Source organism: uncultured Intestinimonas sp. (genome assembly GCF_944387245.1).
GTDB lineage: Bacteria > Bacillota > Clostridia > Oscillospirales > Oscillospiraceae > Intestinimonas.
In genome coordinates this window covers 25,140-40,209 of record NZ_CALXEE010000009.1, presented here as the reverse complement: position 1 = coordinate 40,209, position 15,070 = coordinate 25,140, and the positions used below count along the sequence as shown (strand labels likewise).

Genomic DNA, 15,070 nt, shown 5'->3' with positions numbered 1-15,070 from the left:
GTCCCCACTTGATACCGTCTGATGGTAATATGAAATTTGGCTGGTTAGTTGGAAGCGGAGTCCAGGTCCTTGTCGCCGCCCCGCGTCGCCGCAAGCTCCACATCACTCACCTCCGCCCAAGGGCGAAGGCTCGTCCATTCCGCTGCGGCTCCTTTCCCCACAAAACCCGCTGCGCTGGGCTTTTGTGGGGACCCCTGATTTTTAGTTGGAGGCGGAGTCCAGGTCCTTGTCGCCACCCCAGATCATGTTCTTGCGGAGTTCCTCGCCCACGATCTCCATCTGGTGCTTCTTGAGGTTGTCACGCTTGGAGTTGAAGAAGCAGCGGCCGTTCTTGTTCTCGGCGATCCACTTGCCGGCGAAGGTGCCATCCTGGATGTCGGAGAGGACGGCGCGCATCCGGGCCTTGGTCTCCTCGTGGGGGATGACGCGGGGGCCGGAGACGTACTCGCCGTACTCGGCGGTGTCGGAGATGGAGTAGTTCATGGCAGCCACGCCGCCCTTGTTGATGAGGTCGATGATGAGCTTCATCTCGTGGATGCACTCGAAGTAGGCGTTCTCAGGCTCGTAACCGGCCTCCACCAGCACCTCGAAGCCGCAGCGCATCAGGTCCACCACGCCGCCGCACAGGACGGTCTGCTCACCGAACAGATCGGTCTCGGTCTCGTCGTGGAAGGTGGTCTCCATGACGCCGGCGCGGGCGCCGCCGATGCCGGCGATGTAGGCCAGGGCAATCTTATAGGCGTTGCCGGTGGCATCCTGCTCCACGGCAACCAGGCAGGGCACGCCCTTGCCGGCCAGGTACTGGGAACGGACGGTGTGGCCGGGGCCCTTGGGGGCGGCCATGAAGACGTCCACGCCGGCGGGAGGGATGATCTGCTTGTAGCGGATGTTGAAGCCGTGAGCGAAGGCCAGGGCATTACCCTCCTCCAGATAGGGGGCGATGTCCTTCTTGTAGACATCGGCCTGGACCTCGTCGTTGATGAGGATCATGACGATGTCAGCCCACTTGGCGGCCTCGGGGATGGTCTTCACGGTGAGGCCGGCCTTCTCGGCAATGGCCCAGTTCTTGGAGCCCTGACGGAGGCCGACGCAGACGTCGCAGCCGGAGTCCTTCAGGTTGAGGGCGTGGGCGTGGCCCTGGGAGCCGTAGCCGATGATGGCGATCTTCTTCCCGTTGAGGTAGCTGAGCTCGCAGTCCTTCTCGTAGTACATCTTTGCCATGACAATACACTCCTTTTTTCGTGGTGACGGTTCTAAGTGATGAATAGAATACCACAGCAATGTGGAAAAGAATGATAACTATGATACAATCTCTGCAAAAAAACGCGGTTACAAAACGTTCTTGCCGTAGTTAAATTCGCCGGACTCCTTGGTGTCCTCGTAGATGGTGCGGATGCCCCGCTCAATGGCGATGATGCCGGTGCGGACCACCTCCAGGACGCCGAAGTCGGCCAGCAGGTCCATGAGGGCGCAGGCCTTGTTCTCGTCGCCCAGGATGGAGACGGTGAGGGTCTCACGGCTGATGTCCACCACGCTGGCCCGGAAGACGCTGACGATCTGGAGGACCTCGTCCCGCTTGTCCTTGGTGTCGGCCTTCACCTTCACCAGCACCAGCTCCCGCTGGACGGCGTCCTCGGTGGAGAGGACCTTGACCGAGATGACGCACAGCAGCTTCCGCAGCTGGGCGGCCAGCTGGGCGATGGTGGCGTCATCCCCGTTCATGACGATGGTGATGCGGGTGACCTTGGGGTCCTCCGTGGTGCCGGAGGCGATGGACTCGATGTTGTAGCCCTTCCTGGAAAAGAGGCGGGAGACCTGGCTCAGCACGCCGGGGGTGTTCTCCACCAGGATGGAGAGGGTATGCTCTTTGCTTTCCATAACGATCACGCTCCTTTCTCCATCCTCACTCCAACAGGAATTCGGTGATGGGCTTGCCGGCGGAGACCATGGGGCGCACGGTCTCATCGGTGTCGATGATGCACTCGATGACGTAGGCGTGGCCCAGGTCCAGGGCCTCCCGGACGGTGTCGGCCAGCTCGGCCCGGGTGGTGACCCGCCTGCCCCGGACGCCGTAGGCCTCGGCCAGCTTCACGAAGTCGGGAGCGAAGTTGAGGTCGGTCTCGGAGAAGCGGCCGCCGTAGAGCAGGTTCTGCCACTGGTGGACCATGCCCAGGGTGTGGTTGTTGAAGATGACGGTGATGATGGGGATGTCGTAGTGGGAGACGGTGGCCAGCTCCTGGCCGTTCATGCGGAAGCAGCCGTCGCCGGTCATGTGGAGCACCGTCTTGTCCGGGTTGCCCAGCTTGGCGCCCATGGCGGCGCCCAGGCCAAAGCCCATGGTGCCGAAGCCGCCGGAGGTGATGAGCTGACCGGGGTAGTCGAAGTGGAAGTGCTGGATGCTCCACATCTGGTGCTGGCCCACGTCGGTGGCCACGATGGAGTCCTGGGGGCACAGCTCCCGGAGGGTGCGGATGATCTGGTAGGGGGTGAGGGCGGCGCTCTCCTCCGGCGCTGCGGGCCGGTGGGAGAATACGAACTCCTTCCACGCCGGGTGCTGGTAGGCGGGGATGCGGTCATTGACCATCTGGAGGACCTGCTTGGCGTCTCCGATGATGTGGTGATCGGTCTTGACGTTCTTGTCGATCTCGGCCCGGTCGATGTCGATATGTACGATCTTGGCCTGCTTGGCGAAGGTGGCCGGCTCGGTGGCCACCCGGTCGGAGAACCGGCAGCCCACGGCGATGAGCAGGTCACAGTTGTCGCAGGCGATGTTGGAGCTCCGGGAGCCATGCATACCCAGCATGCCGGTGGTGAGGGGGTGGGCGCCGGGGAAGCCGCCGCCGCCCATGACGGTAATGGCCACCGGGGCGTCCAGCTTCTCGGCCAGGGTGCGGAACTCCTCATGGGCCCGGCTGCGGACCACGCCGCCGCCGCAGATGAGCATGGGCTTTTCCGACTGGGCGATGAGCTCCACCAGCTTGTCCACGTCGTCGCTGTTGGGGGCGGGGGGCGTCAGGTCCCAGCCCGCCCGCTTCCGCAGGTCGGCCAGACGACCGTAGTACTGGTGCTCCTCCTTGGGGAGGGGCTCATAGTCGATCATCACGTCCAGGGCGGTGACGTTTTTTAGAAGATCGATGAGCACCGGGCCGGGGCGGCCCATGGCGGCCACGGCGAAGGCCTCCCGGATGATGTCGGGGATGTCGTTGGGGTCCCGGACCAGGTAGGTGGCCTTGGTGATGGGCATGGCGATGCCGGTGATATCCACCTCCTGGAAGGCATCCTTACCCAGGGTGCTCTCCCCCACGTTGCAGGTGAGGAAGACAACAGGGGAGGAGTCCATGTAGGCGGTGGCGATGCCGGTGGTCAGATTGGTGGCGCCGGGGCCGGAGGTGGCGAAGCACACCCCCACCTTGCCGGTGGAGCGGGCATAGCCGTCGGCGGCATGGGAGGCGCCCTGCTCATGGGCCGTCAGGATGTGGTGGATCTTGTCCTGATAGCGGTAGAGCTCGTCGTATACATTTAATATAGTGCCGCCGGGGTAGCCGAAGACGGTGTCCACGCCCTGCTCCAGCAGGCATTCCATGATGGCTTGAGTGGCTCGGATTTTCACGTTGTCCCTCCTGACGCCGTGCGGAACAAACCGCCGGCTTAGATTTTTCCGCTGCCCTTCTGGACGGCGATGACGCCCGTCCGGGCCACCTCCAGGATGGAGAAGGGCCGCAGCAGGCTCTCGAAGAGGTCCACCCGGTCGGGGGTGTCGGAGAGCTCCAGGGTCATACTGGTGCTGCTGATGTCGGCGATCTTGGCGCCCATGATCTGGCAGAGGTTCGCCACGTCCTGGCGGGTCTTGGTGGAGGTGGACACCTTTACAATAATAAGCTCCCGTCCGATGAGCTTCTTCTCGTCCAGGGTGCGGACCTTGATGACGTCCACCAGCTTGTTGAGCTGCTTTTCCACCTGCTCCACCACGTTGTTGCCGGAGTCCACGATGATGGTGATGCGGGAGATGTTCTTGTCGTCGGTGACACCCACGGCAAGGCTCTCGATGTTGAAGGCCCGACGGGCGAAGAGACCGGTGATGCGGTTGAGCACGCCGGCCCGGTTTTCCACCAGTACGGAAATGGTCTGGGTCATATGGCCTTCCTCCTTTCTTAGGTCATGGACGTGGTGGTCATGGGGTCCACGTCGCAGATGAGCAGATAGGGTCCGGACGCGGTGAGCATGTCGTGGATGGCGCTGTCCACCTGACCGTCGTCGGAGATGCGCTTGCCGGGGATGCCGTAGGCCTCGGCCAGCTTCTCGAAGTCGGGGGAGCCGGTGAGGTCCACGCCAAAGGGGCCGCTGTAGCTGGAGTATTGGATCTGGTGGACCAGGCCCAGCACCCCGTTGTGGACCATGACGATCTTCACATCGGTCCCCATGGCCTTCAGGGTGGCCAGCTCGTTTTCAAACATCTGGAAGCTGCCGTCGCCGCAGACCACCACGGTCTGCCGGTCGGGGACGGCGGTCTTGACGCCCAGGGAGGCGGGGAGGGAGTAGCCCATAGTGCCCAGGCCGCCGGTGGTGAGGAAGCGGCCATGCTTCATGGGCAGGTGTTTGGCCGCCCAGATCTGGTTCTGGCCCACGTCCACGCAGACGCAGGCGTCGTCGTCCAGCTGCTCACCCAGGGTGCGCATGAGGTAGGAGGGGGTGACGCTGCCGGCGCCGGGGGCGGCAGCAGGTTGGGTCTCGGCCTGCCGCCGGGCCTGGAGATCGGCGATCCAGGCCTCGCTCTGGGCCTTGGGGTGGTGGGAGATGAGCTGGTCCAGGATGACCTTCACGTCGCCCACCACGGGCACCGTGGTGGAGAAGTTCTTGCCAATTTCGGCGGGGTCCACATCCAGGTGGACGGTCTTGGTGCGGCTGGCAATCTCCTTGGGGGAGGTCACCGCCCGGTCGGCGGCCCGGGCGCCGGCAATGATGAGCAGGTCGGTTGTGTTGAGGGCCCGGTTGGCGGTGGGGGTACCGAAGGCACCGATCATGCCCAGGTTCAGGGGGTGGTTCCTGGGCAGCAGCCCCAGGCCCATCATGGTGGTGACTACCGGGATGCGGGCGCTCTCGCACAGGGTGATCAGCTCTTCCTGGGCCTTGGCGCTGAAGAGGCCGCCGCCCACGCACAGCAGGGGCTTCTGGGCGGCGGAGATGGAGGCGGCCACCCGCTTGATCTGGTTGTCGTTACCCTTGACGCTGGGCTTGTAGCCCCGGATGTCCACGCTGTCGGGGTAGACGGGGTCGATCATCTGCTGCTGGATATCGATGGGGATGTCGATGAGCACGGGGCCCTGCCGGCCGGTGGAGGCGATGTGGAAGGCCTCTTTGACGACGCGGGGAATGTCGTTGGCGTCCTTCACCAGGTAGCTGTGCTTGATGAAGGGGGCACAGGCGCCGGTGATGTCCACCTCCTGAAAGATATCCCGGCCCAGCAGGTAGCTCTGGACCTGGCCGGTGATGGCCACCATGGGGATGGAATCCATGTAGGCGGTGGCGATGCCGGTAATAAGGTTGGTGGCGCCGGGACCCGAGGTCACCATGCACACACCGGGCTTGCCCATCATGCGGGCGTAGCCGGAGGCCATGTGACCGGCGTTCTGTTCCGTGCGGACCAGGGTGTAGGCGATGTCGGTGGCAGCCAGGGCGTCCACAGCGGGGCAGATGGTGGCACCGGCATAGCCAAATACCCGCTCCACTCCCTCGCGCTTAAGGCTCTCCATCAGGGCCTGGGCTCCGTTGATCATGCAGCATTCCTCCTCGAGTTTCAAATTAGGAAAAGCTCCCGGTGACCGGAAGCGGGATTACGCCAGAAAAGGGACAAATATGCAAAAAGACTTCGTCCTCTCTAGGACGAAGTCTTACTCCGTGGTACCACCTAAATTCGCAGGCAAACGCCCGCGCGCTCTCATCCCCGGTAACGGGGGGAACCGTCGCCCCCTACTGGAAGTTCAAGGGCGCAGCTCACGAGCGACTTTCTCCCGGCCCCTCACGGGAGCTCACACCTGCCGCTCCCTCTCTGGGCTTGCGAGACCGATTTACTTACCCGGTCATTGCTGTTTTCACAATATAAAAATGTGATATTAGTCATCATGATACAACTGCCGGGTCCATTTGTCAACGGTGGATTTTTAGAAAAAACAAAAAAATTCGCATTCCGAATAAGTGAAGCGGAGAATTGCAGGCGCTTGCCTTAAACCGCAGGTGGACGGAGGGAAAAGGCAAATTTATTTTCCCTAATTTCGGCGCTTTTTTCGCTGGAAATGCTGGACATTTTTGATTGGTAGTACTATTATAATAAAGATTCGAGCATGCCCTATGCAGGGGGTCGGATCATTGGGGAGAAGGCAGGCCGGTGAGAACGGACTGCCCATCGGGAAGGACCGCTGAACAAATGACTGAGCATTCTGACAGTCACTTGTTCAGCGGCCTAAATTCGGAAGCAGAGGTTTGAAGTAATGACAGAGGTGATGCTATGAGTCATAAGTTTTATGGCGGCGTCCACCCCGCCGAGCACAAGGAGGCAACGGAGCGCAAGCCTGTTGTCCCGCTGGAGGAAGCTCCGGCTCAGGTGGTGATCCCCATGTCCATGCACGTGGGCGCTCCCTGCAAGCCCATCGTGGCTGTGGGGGATGAGGTGAAGGTTGGCCAGAAGATCGGCGAGATCGCCGGTCTGGGCGCTCCCATTCACGCCAGCGTCTCCGGCAAGGTCGTGGCCGTGGAGGCCCGGCCCCATCCCGGCGGAGGCAAAATGATGTCCGTGGTCATCGAGAACGATTTCCAGGACACTCCCTGTGAAACCATCAAGCACCGTGACAATGTGGATGCCCTCACTCCCCAGGAGATCATCGACATCGTCAAGGAAGCCGGTATCACCGGTATGGGCGGCGCGGGCTTCCCCACCCACGTCAAGCTCTCCGGCGCGGTGGGCAAGGTCGACGCCATCCTCATCAACGGCGCCGAGTGTGAGCCCTACATCACCGCCGACCACCGGCTTATGCTGGAGCGCGGCGAGGCTGTTCTGGGCGGCGTGGGCTTTATCATGAAGGCCCTGGGCCTGAAGGAGGCCACCATCGGCATCGAGGGCAACAAGCTCGACGCCGTGGAGCACCTGAAGAGCCTGCTCCCCGCCGACAGCGGCATCCATATCGAGACCCTGAAGACCCGCTACCCCCAGGGCGCTGAGAAGCAGCTCATCCAGCGGATCACCGGCCGTGAGGTGCCCCCCGGAGGCCTGCCCGCCGACGTGGGCTGCACCGTGTTCAACGTTGCCACCGCCTCCGCTATTTACGACGCGGTCACCGAGGGCAAGCCCCTCACCCACCGCAACGTCACCCTGACCGGCGGCGCCATGGCCCGGCCCATGAACGTCAACGCCCCCATCGGCACCCCCATCGAGCACCTCATCAAGATGGCCGGCGGGTTCCAGACCCAGCCCCAGCGCCTCCTGATGGGCGGCCCCATGATGGGCAACCCCCAGTATGATCTCACCGCCCCCATGATGAAGGGCACCAACTGTATCCTTGCCCTCACCGACGCCGAGGCCGCCGTGCAGGACACCGAGCAGACCTGTATCCGCTGCGGCAAGTGCGTCAACGCCTGCCCCATGCACCTCATGCCCCTCTACATGCGCATGTACAGCATGAAGCGCGACTGGGACAAGGTCCAGGAGTACAACGTGATGGACTGCATGGAGTGCGGTTCCTGCAACTACATCTGCCCCGCCCGGATCCACCTGGTCCAGACCTTCCGGATGGCCAAGTTTGAGATCCGCGGTCTCCAGCAGAAAGCGAAAGCGAAGGAGGCGGCCAAAGCATGAGCAACGAGAATAAGCTGCTGGGGGTAGCTTCCTCCCCCCACGTCTCCTCTCCCATCGGCACCCGCTCCCTGATGCTGGATGTGCTGATCGCCCTGGTGCCCGCCCTGTGCGCGGCTGTGTACTTCTTCGGCCCCCGGGCCCTCATTGCCACCATCATTTCCGTGGTGGCCTGTGAGATCTTCGAGATGGGCTACCGCAAGCTCCTCCACAAGACCCAGACCAACGGCGACCTGTCTGCCGCTGTCACCGGCGTGCTGCTGGCCTTCGTCTGCCCGGTCACCCTGCCCTACTGGATGCTGATCATCGGCGACTTCTTCGCCATCGTGGTGGTCAAGCAGCTCTTCGGCGGCCTGGGCAAGAACTTCATCAACCCCGCCCTGGGCGGCCGTGCCTTCCTGATGCTCAGCTACCCGGTGGCCATGACCACCTGGGCTGTGCCCGGCAAGTGGTCCGGCCTCATCTCCGCCGCTGACGCCGTCACCGGCGCCACCCCCCTGTCCGTGGATTTCATGCACTCCGGCGTTCTGCCTGAGGCCAGCATCATGGACATGTTCGTGGGCAATGTGGGCGGCTGCATTGGCGAGGTCTCCGCTGTGATGCTCCTGGCCGGCGGTATCTACCTCATCGCCCGGGGCGTTATCCGTCCCAACATCCCCGTGGCCTTCATCGCCACCGTGGCTGTGCTCACCTTCATTTTCCCCCAGGGCGGCAACGACCGCGTCACCTGGATGCTCTATGAGCTGCTGGGCGGCGGTCTGTTCCTGGGCGCCTTCTTCATGGCCACCGACTATGTGACCAGCCCCACCAGCCCCAAGGGTGAGATCGTCTTTGGCATTGGCTGTGGTCTGCTCACCGTGTTCATCCGCTACTTCGGCGGCTATCCCGAGGGCGTCAGCTACGCCATCCTCATCATGAACGTGTGCGTGTGGTTCATCGATCAGGCGACCAAGCCCGCCCGCTTCGGCTTCACCAAAGAGATGAAGGAGAAGGCTAAGGCTGCCAAGAAAGCTGCAAAGGAGGGCGCCGCCAAATGAGCGATTCCGTTGTTATGAAGAAAAAAGAGGCGGGGCCGGTCCAGCTGATCGTCACCCTGTTCGCCATCAGCGCCATCTGCGCCGTGCTGCTGGGCCTGGTGAACAACATCACCATGGGGCCCATCGAGGTGGCCACTCAGGCCAAGACCCAGGCCGCCATGGAGGCTGTGCTTCCCGCTGACAGCTATACCGAGGTGGCATACACCGGCGGTGATCCTCTCGTTACGAAGGTCTACCAGGCCGGCGACGCCGGCTATGTGGTCCAGGTCGCGCCCTCCGGCTTCGGCGGCGTACTGGACATCATGGTGGGTGTGAACACCGACGGCACCTGCTCCGGTGTGTCCATCATCAGCCACTCCGAGACCTCCGGTCTGGGCGCCAACGCCACCAAGGAGGACTTCCGGAGCCAGTTCGTGGGCAAGTCCAACGTGGCCGTCACCAAGGACGGCGGCGAGATCGCCGCCCTCACCGGCGCCACCATCACCTCCCGCGCGGTCTGCAGCGGCGTCAATGCCGCCATTGCCGCCGTGGGCACTCTGGGTTAAGGAGGTTAGACCATGGACATTAAGAAACAATTCAAGGAAGGTCTGGTCACCCAGAACCCCGTGCTGGTGCAGCTGCTGGGCATGTGCTCCACCATGGCCATCACCACTGTGTTCTTCAACGGCGTGGGCATGGGCCTGTCCGTGCTCATCATCCTGACCTGTTCCAACATCGTTATTTCCGCCCTGCGGAAGGTTATCCCCAACTCCATCCGTATCGCCTGCTTCATCGTGGTCATCGCCACCTTCGTGACCATCGTGGATCTGCTGCTCAAAGCCTTCGTACCGGCATTGTCGGACAGCTTGGGCGTGTTTATCCCCCTGATCGTGGTGAACTGCATCATCCTGGGCCGTGCCGAGGGCTTCTGCTACAAGAACGGCGTGGCTGCCTCCGCTGTGGACGGCATCTTCCAGGGCATTGGTTACACCTGGGTGCTGGTGGTCATGTGCCTGGTCCGTGAGCTGCTGGGCAACGGCACCATCCTGGGTGGCCTGAGCTTCATCAACGACAGCAACGGCATCCGCATCCTGCCCGAGGGCGTGGGCGCTCTGGGCATCTCCCTCCCCGTGGGCGGCTTCCTGGTGCTGGCCTGCCTCATCGCCTTCATGCAGTGGGCCCTGGCTCGCTCCGAGAAGAAAAAAACTGAGGAGGTGGCTCAGTAATGGACGTGACACAGCTCTTTTCCATCGCCCTGGGCGCTATCCTGGTCAATAACTTTATCTTCTCCCAGTTCCTGGGCATCTGCCCCTTCATGGGCGTGTCCAAAAAGGTGGACACCGCTCTGGGCATGGGCCTGGCCGTGACCTTCGTCATGGGTCTGGCCTCCGCCGTGTGCTGGATCATCAACGAGTACCTGCTGGTGAACCCTGCCATCTTCGGCGACGGCCCCAACCTGGCCTTCATGCAGACCATCGCCTTCATCCTGGTCATCGCCTCTCTGGTGCAGTTCGTGGAGATGTTCCTGAAGAAGAACGTCCCCTCCCTGTATCAGGCTCTCGGTATCTATCTGCCCCTCATCACCACCAACTGCGCCGTGTTGGGCGTGGTGTTGCTGAACGTGCAGAATAACTACAACTTCATCGAGAGCGTTGTCTACGGCATCACCGGCGGCCTGGGCTTCCTGCTGGCCATCTTCCTCTTCGCCAGTGTCCGTGAGCGCCTGGACGCCACCATGGACTGCCCCAAGGCTTTTGAGGGCTTCCCCATCGCTCTGGTCACCGCCGGCCTCATCGCTCTGGCCTTTATGGGCTTCAGCGGCCTGAGCGTGTTTTAAGGAGGGGCTGAAATGAATCTGGTTTTATTTGCGTTCCTGGTCCTGGGTGGACTGGGTCTGATCTTCGGCGCCGTGCTGGCCTTCGCTTCCCGGGTGTTTGCCGTTGAGGTGGACCCCCGTGAGGAGGCCATCATCGGCTGCCTGCCCGGCGCCAACTGCGGCGGCTGTGGCTACGCCGGTTGCGGCGGCTATGCTGCCGCCGTGGTGAAGGGCGAGGCGCCCGTCAACAAGTGCGCCGCTGGCGGCGCCGCCGTGGCTGCCCAGATCGGTGAGATCATGGGCGTGGCCGCTGGTGACAGCGTCAGGATGGTGGCCACCGTCCACTGCACCGGCTGCGGTGTGGACCACCAGAAGTACGAGTACATCGGTGTCCACGACTGCGTGGCGGCTGCCCGCCTCCCCGGCGGTGGCCCCCTGAGCTGCGGCTACGGCTGCCTGGGCATGGGCTCCTGTGAGAAGGTCTGCCCCTTCGACGCCATCCACGTTGTCAACGGCGTGGCCAAGGTGGACGAGGACAAGTGTAAGGCCTGCAACCAGTGCGTGGACATCTGCCCCCGTCACATCATTGCCCTGGAGCCCTACAAGACCAAGAAGCACGTCACCATCCCCTGCTCCTCCAAGGACAAGGGTCCTGCCGTCACCAAGGTCTGCTCCAACGGCTGTATTGGCTGCTCTCTGTGCGCCAAGTCCTGCCCCAAGGAAGCCATCACTATGGTCAACAACCTGGCCGTCATCGATTACGACAAGTGCGTCGGCTGCGGTATCTGCGCCCAGAAGTGCCCCCGCAAGCTGATCACTGTGGACGGCAAGGTGCCCGAGGTCAAGCCTGCGGCTCCCAAGGCTGCCGCTCCGGCCGCCCCCAAGGCCGCCGCCGAGGCTCCCAAGGCGGAGACCAAGGAGTAAGGCTCCGATTTCCATCCAACGTAAAAAAGGACCTCCCGCCATCGGCGGGAGGTCTTTTTCTGTCTATGAAGTTCAGCAGCCGGTCATGATGCGGATGATCTCCTCATCGGTCTCCTTCATGCCTTCCTTGCCCAGGCGGGTCACGTTGCGGAGGGTGGATTCGATGCCTTTGGAGATGATGCCGTCTCCGCCGTGGAACTCCTGGCCGTTGAGGAACATGTAGTAGCCCAGGATGCCGGCGTCCACGGCGGCGGCGATCTTGCCGGCGCAGGAGGCCTTGGCGCCGTCGCAGATGATGCCGGAGGTGATGGCCAGGGCGTTGACGATGGTGTGGGCAGCCTCCGTCCGGCCGCCGCCCAGCAGGTAGGCGATACCCGCCCCGGCGCTGGCCCCGGCGCTGATGGCGCCGCAGTAGGCGGACAGGCGGCCGATGCCCTCCTTTTGGTAGATGGCGGTGAGGTTGGACAGGGTGAGGGCCCGATAGAGGCGCTCCGGGGAGCTGTTCAGCTCCCTGGCATACTCAATGACAGGCAGGGAGACCGTCATGCCCTGGTTGCCGCTGCCGGAGTTGATGACCACGGGCAGTTCACAGCCGCTCATACGGGCGTCGGAGCCGGCGGCGGCGGCGGCCCGGGCCCGGATCTTCACGTCGTCGCCGTAGATCTTCAGCAGGGTAGAGCCGATGTTGGCGCCCCAGTCCCCCTGGAGTCCTTCCCGGGAAATAGCGGTGTTGTAGGCGATCTGGCGGTCCAGCAGGGGCTTTACATCCTCAATGTCCACCGTGTCGGCGAAGTCGAAGATGTCGTCGAAGTCCATGAGGGCCCGGTCAGGGGAGGCGGCGGGGGTGGTGCCGCAGCCCACGGCAGGAGCCTCAAAAAGAGTCTCGCCGTCCTTCACCATGGACACGATGTTGGTGTGCTGGTTGGCCACCCGGACACTGGCACTGTGGCCACCGGAGCAGACGGTGACGGTGACGTCCAGCACCAGATCGGTGTCGGCGGGGAGGACCTGGATGGGGACGGTCTCCAGATAGCGGCCCAGAGCCTCCCGCTGCTCCGGGGTGACGGAGGCGATGACCTCCAGCTCGCGGCTGGGGTCGCCGGCTACCACGCCCACGGCGGCTGCGGTCTCGATGCCCTTCCGGCCACCGGTGTTGGGAACCACCACACTCTTGACGTTTTTGATGATATTGCCGCTGGCCGCCACAGTGATGGCCTCGGGGAGTGCGCCCAGCAGCTCCCGGGCCTTGGCGGCGCAGAAGGAGATGGAGATTGGCTCGGTGCAGCCCATGGCGGGCACCAGCTCCTCGGCCAGGATGCGGAGATAGGCCGCGTAACGGGGATCGTTCTGATTCACGGAAAGGTTCCTCCCACTCAATGACTTGAATAGTCATTATTCTAATCCCTTTTCCGAAATATGACAAGAGGGTGGGAGAAACGAAAAATCCCCCAGTCCGTTGGACTGGGGGATCTCATGCCGTGAGAGAACTCAGGCCAGCTTGGCCTTGGCCAGCTCGGTGAGCTGGGTGAAGGCGGCCTTGTCGTTGACAGCCATCTCAGCAAGCATCTTGCGGTTGATGGTCACGCCGGCCTTCTTCAGGCCGTTCATGAAGGTGGAATAGTTCATGCCGTTCATCTTGCAGGCGGCGGAGATGCGGGTGATCCACAGGGAGCGGATGTCACGCTTCTTCAGCCGGCGGCCGATGTAGGCGTACTTCAGGGACTTCATGACCTGCTCGTTGGCCATCTTGAAGTGCTTGCTCTTAGCGCCCCAGTAGCCCTTCGCCAGCTTCAGGATCTTATTTCTTCTCTTGCGCGTCATCATTGCGCCTTTGACTCTAGCCATTGTCGATTAGCCTCCTATGTTATGGTAAAAAAGTTCTTATTTATAGGGGATCATGCGCTTGATGGCGGGCTCGTTGGTCTTGTCCGCATAAGCGCCGGCGCGGAGGCCTCTCTTGCGCTTGGTATCCTTGCCGTGGCCGTTGAGGAGGTGGGACTTGAAGGCGTGGGCGCGCTTGACCTTGCCGGTCTTGGTGAGGCTGAATCTCTTCTTCGCGCCGCTGTGGGTTTTCAGCTTGATCTTAGCCATATCAGTTGACTCCTTTTTTTTACTTTGTGGCTTCCTTGGCGTCCTTGGAGACCTTCGGAGACAGGAACATGTTCATGTGGCGGCCTTCCAGCTTGGGCTCCTTGTCCATAACGGCGACCTCGCTGCAGTCCTCCGCAAACTTCAGAAGCAGCTTTTTGCCGATGTCGGTGTGGGCCATCTCACGGCCGCGGAAGCGGACGGTGGCCTTCACCCGGTTGCCCTCGGACAGGAACTTCTGAGCATTGCGGAGCTTGACGTTGAAGTCGTTGACGTCGATGCCGGGAGACATGCGCACCTCTTTGATCTCCACGACGCGCTGGTTCTTCCTGGCCTCCTTCTCCCGCTTGGCCTGCTCGAACTTGAACTTGCCGTAGTCCATAAGCTTGCACACGGGAGGATTGGCGGTAGGAGAGATCTTCACCAGGTCCAGGTTGGCCTCCTCGGCCTTGGCCAGGGCCTCCCGGGCCGACATGATGCCCAGCTGCTCTCCGGTGTCGGAGATCAGGCGGACCTCACGGTCCCGGATCTCGTCGTTGATCTGATGACTCATGTTGCTGATACGAAAGCACCTCCTAATCAAAATAAAACGCGGACACCCTAGAAGGGTACCCGCAATCGACAAGTCAAAACCACGCCGCGAAGGCGGCGGAATTTTTTCCATGTTGACCTCTTCGCCGGTGGCTGGAGGTGAGGACGGGGGTACCGCTCCTGCTTTGTTTTGCGATAGTATTTTATCAGGATCTAACCGACTTGTCAAGCCCCTTTTTACGCTCTCATCCATCTCCTGACATTGACATTCCCGGACCCATCGGGCATAATGGGGGCGAGCATAGAAAAGGAGGGGACCGGTGTGAAAAAAGGTAAGCTGGTGGCGCCCATCGTGGTGACGGTGCTGTTGTGCCTGTGGTTTGGCAGCTGGCTGGTCCTGTCCTGGACCGCGCACGGCCTGTCACTGTGGGCAAAGCTGCTGGGCGCGGTGGTTCCCCTGGCGCTCATTGGCGTATCACTGTACGTATTGGCCCAACGGATCAAAGAAATAAGGAGCGGTGACGAAGATGATCTTGACAACTACTGAGACCATTTCCGGCAGGGAGCTGGAGACCCTGGGCCTGGTCCGGGGCAGCACCATCCAGTCCAAAAACATCGGCAAGGATATCACCCAGAGCTTCAAGACCCTGGTGGGCGGCGAGCTGAAGGCCTACACCGAGATGATGAACGAGGCCCGGGCCCTGGCCACCAAGCGCATGGTGGAGGACGCTCAGCAGCTGGGCGCCGACGCTGTGGTGTGCATGCGCTATGCCTCTGCGGCCGTGATGCAGGGGGCGGCGGAGGTCATCGCCTACGGCACCGCCGTGAAGTTCAAGTAAGATAGAACAGGAA

17 protein-coding genes and 1 other annotated feature are annotated in these 15,070 nt (G+C 62.2%); of the genes, 8 read left to right on the top strand and 9 right to left on the bottom strand.

What is annotated here, in order from left to right:
* Window positions 1–201 precede the first annotated feature (201 nt).
* The 5 genes from ilvC to ilvB (Q0K15_RS02645) all read right to left on the bottom strand — a co-directional run bounded on the left by ilvC (window position 202) and on the right by ilvB (Q0K15_RS02645) (window position 5,774).
* Window positions 202–1,221 (bottom strand): ketol-acid reductoisomerase, encoded by a 1,020-nt coding sequence (gene ilvC, locus Q0K15_RS02665; protein ID WP_294511757.1) that lies wholly within the window; start codon window positions 1,219–1,221, stop codon window positions 202–204.
* Between the two features lie 108 nt (window positions 1,222–1,329).
* Entirely contained in the window at window positions 1,330–1,878 is a 549-nt protein-coding gene (gene ilvN / locus Q0K15_RS02660; RefSeq protein ID WP_294511754.1) for an acetolactate synthase small subunit, read from the bottom strand.
* Between the two features lie 25 nt (window positions 1,879–1,903).
* Window positions 1,904–3,610: a biosynthetic-type acetolactate synthase large subunit gene (gene ilvB, locus Q0K15_RS02655; RefSeq protein WP_294511750.1), complete on the bottom strand. Its 1,707-nt coding sequence runs from the start codon at window positions 3,608–3,610 to the stop codon at window positions 1,904–1,906.
* Window positions 3,611–3,648: 38 nt separating this feature from the next.
* Window positions 3,649–4,134, bottom strand: a complete 486-nt coding sequence (gene ilvN / locus Q0K15_RS02650; RefSeq protein WP_130850473.1) for an acetolactate synthase small subunit — start codon at window positions 4,132–4,134, stop codon at window positions 3,649–3,651.
* 17 nt (window positions 4,135–4,151) lie between these two features.
* On the bottom strand, window positions 4,152–5,774 hold the full coding sequence (ilvB, locus tag Q0K15_RS02645; protein WP_294511745.1) for a biosynthetic-type acetolactate synthase large subunit: 1,623 nt from the start codon (window positions 5,772–5,774) through the stop codon (window positions 4,152–4,154).
* Between the two features lie 99 nt (window positions 5,775–5,873).
* Window positions 5,874–6,090, bottom strand: a binding site (T-box leader).
* 412 nt (window positions 6,091–6,502) lie between these two features.
* Between ilvB (Q0K15_RS02645) and rsxC the strand changes: the two genes are divergently transcribed.
* From rsxC to rnfB, 6 genes are read left to right on the top strand one after another with little or no spacing between them, the layout of a single operon-like run.
* Complete coding sequence (gene rsxC / locus Q0K15_RS02640) at window positions 6,503–7,846, top strand: electron transport complex subunit RsxC (RefSeq protein WP_294511741.1); 1,344 nt, start codon at window positions 6,503–6,505, stop codon at window positions 7,844–7,846.
* Window positions 7,843–8,880 (top strand): RnfABCDGE type electron transport complex subunit D, encoded by a 1,038-nt coding sequence (locus tag Q0K15_RS02635; RefSeq protein ID WP_294511738.1) that lies wholly within the window; start codon window positions 7,843–7,845, stop codon window positions 8,878–8,880. Before rsxC ends, Q0K15_RS02635 begins: the two co-directional genes overlap by 4 nt.
* Window positions 8,877–9,425, top strand: coding sequence for an RnfABCDGE type electron transport complex subunit G (locus Q0K15_RS02630; protein ID WP_294511735.1), 549 nt, complete (start codon window positions 8,877–8,879; stop codon window positions 9,423–9,425). Before Q0K15_RS02635 ends, Q0K15_RS02630 begins: the two co-directional genes overlap by 4 nt.
* A gap of 12 nt (window positions 9,426–9,437) precedes the next feature.
* Entirely contained in the window at window positions 9,438–10,085 is a 648-nt protein-coding gene (locus Q0K15_RS02625) for an electron transport complex subunit E (protein WP_130850468.1), read from the top strand.
* Window positions 10,085–10,696, top strand: a complete 612-nt coding sequence (rsxA, locus tag Q0K15_RS02620) for an electron transport complex subunit RsxA (protein WP_130850467.1) — start codon at window positions 10,085–10,087, stop codon at window positions 10,694–10,696. Before Q0K15_RS02625 ends, rsxA begins: the two co-directional genes overlap by 1 nt.
* Before the next feature lie 12 nt (window positions 10,697–10,708).
* On the top strand, window positions 10,709–11,599 hold the full coding sequence (gene rnfB, locus Q0K15_RS02615) for an RnfABCDGE type electron transport complex subunit B (RefSeq protein ID WP_294511727.1): 891 nt from the start codon (window positions 10,709–10,711) through the stop codon (window positions 11,597–11,599).
* A 72-nt stretch (window positions 11,600–11,671) separates the two neighbouring features.
* Here rnfB and Q0K15_RS02610 read toward each other — a convergent pair whose 3' ends face one another.
* The 4 genes from Q0K15_RS02610 to infC all read right to left on the bottom strand — a co-directional run bounded on the left by Q0K15_RS02610 (window position 11,672) and on the right by infC (window position 14,240).
* A complete protein-coding gene (locus tag Q0K15_RS02610) occupies window positions 11,672–12,955 on the bottom strand; it encodes an L-serine ammonia-lyase, iron-sulfur-dependent, subunit alpha (RefSeq protein ID WP_294511723.1) in 1,284 nt (427 codons plus the stop codon).
* Window positions 12,956–13,087: 132 nt separating this feature from the next.
* Entirely contained in the window at window positions 13,088–13,444 is a 357-nt protein-coding gene (rplT, locus tag Q0K15_RS02605; protein WP_294511720.1) for a 50S ribosomal protein L20, read from the bottom strand.
* Window positions 13,445–13,480: 36 nt separating this feature from the next.
* Window positions 13,481–13,690 (bottom strand): 50S ribosomal protein L35, encoded by a 210-nt coding sequence (gene rpmI, locus Q0K15_RS02600; RefSeq protein ID WP_130850464.1) that lies wholly within the window; start codon window positions 13,688–13,690, stop codon window positions 13,481–13,483.
* Between the two features lie 19 nt (window positions 13,691–13,709).
* The gene (gene infC, locus Q0K15_RS02595) at window positions 13,710–14,240 is read right to left on the bottom strand and encodes a translation initiation factor IF-3 (protein WP_294511717.1); all 531 of its coding nucleotides are present in this window, start codon (window positions 14,238–14,240) and stop codon (window positions 13,710–13,712) included.
* Window positions 14,241–14,540: 300 nt separating this feature from the next.
* On the opposite strand from infC, the gene Q0K15_RS02590 reads away from it, so the two are divergent.
* Together Q0K15_RS02590 and Q0K15_RS02585 are read left to right on the top strand one after the other, a co-directional pair.
* The gene (locus Q0K15_RS02590; RefSeq protein ID WP_294511713.1) at window positions 14,541–14,765 is read left to right on the top strand and encodes a hypothetical protein; all 225 of its coding nucleotides are present in this window, start codon (window positions 14,541–14,543) and stop codon (window positions 14,763–14,765) included.
* Window positions 14,746–15,057, top strand: a complete 312-nt coding sequence (locus Q0K15_RS02585) for a YbjQ family protein (protein ID WP_294511710.1) — start codon at window positions 14,746–14,748, stop codon at window positions 15,055–15,057. The genes Q0K15_RS02590 and Q0K15_RS02585 overlap by 20 nt, the downstream gene beginning before the upstream one ends.
* Window positions 15,058–15,070: the final 13 nt, after the last annotated feature.

Excerpts from the sequence above, each read along its gene's own strand:
- ilvC (WP_294511757.1), bottom strand. The coding sequence starts at position 1,221 with ATGGCAAAGATGTACTACGAGAAGGACTGCGAGCTCAGCTACCTCAAC.
- ilvN (WP_294511754.1), bottom strand. The coding sequence starts at position 1,878 with ATGGAAAGCAAAGAGCATACCCTCTCCATCCTGGTGGAGAACACCCCC.
- ilvN (WP_130850473.1), bottom strand. The coding sequence starts at position 4,134 with ATGACCCAGACCATTTCCGTACTGGTGGAAAACCGGGCCGGCGTGCTC.
- ilvB (WP_294511745.1), bottom strand. The coding sequence starts at position 5,774 with ATGATCAACGGAGCCCAGGCCCTGATGGAGAGCCTTAAGCGCGAGGGA.
- rsxC (WP_294511741.1), top strand. The coding sequence starts at position 6,503 with ATGAGTCATAAGTTTTATGGCGGCGTCCACCCCGCCGAGCACAAGGAG.
- Q0K15_RS02635 (WP_294511738.1), top strand. The coding sequence starts at position 7,843 with ATGAGCAACGAGAATAAGCTGCTGGGGGTAGCTTCCTCCCCCCACGTC.
- Q0K15_RS02630 (WP_294511735.1), top strand. The coding sequence starts at position 8,877 with ATGAGCGATTCCGTTGTTATGAAGAAAAAAGAGGCGGGGCCGGTCCAG.
- Q0K15_RS02625 (WP_130850468.1), top strand. The coding sequence starts at position 9,438 with ATGGACATTAAGAAACAATTCAAGGAAGGTCTGGTCACCCAGAACCCC.
- rsxA (WP_130850467.1), top strand. The coding sequence starts at position 10,085 with ATGGACGTGACACAGCTCTTTTCCATCGCCCTGGGCGCTATCCTGGTC.
- rnfB (WP_294511727.1), top strand. The coding sequence starts at position 10,709 with ATGAATCTGGTTTTATTTGCGTTCCTGGTCCTGGGTGGACTGGGTCTG.
- rplT (WP_294511720.1), bottom strand. The coding sequence starts at position 13,444 with ATGGCTAGAGTCAAAGGCGCAATGATGACGCGCAAGAGAAGAAATAAG.
- rpmI (WP_130850464.1), bottom strand. The coding sequence starts at position 13,690 with ATGGCTAAGATCAAGCTGAAAACCCACAGCGGCGCGAAGAAGAGATTC.
- infC (WP_294511717.1), bottom strand. The coding sequence starts at position 14,240 with ATGAGTCATCAGATCAACGACGAGATCCGGGACCGTGAGGTCCGCCTG.
- Q0K15_RS02585 (WP_294511710.1), top strand. The coding sequence starts at position 14,746 with ATGATCTTGACAACTACTGAGACCATTTCCGGCAGGGAGCTGGAGACC.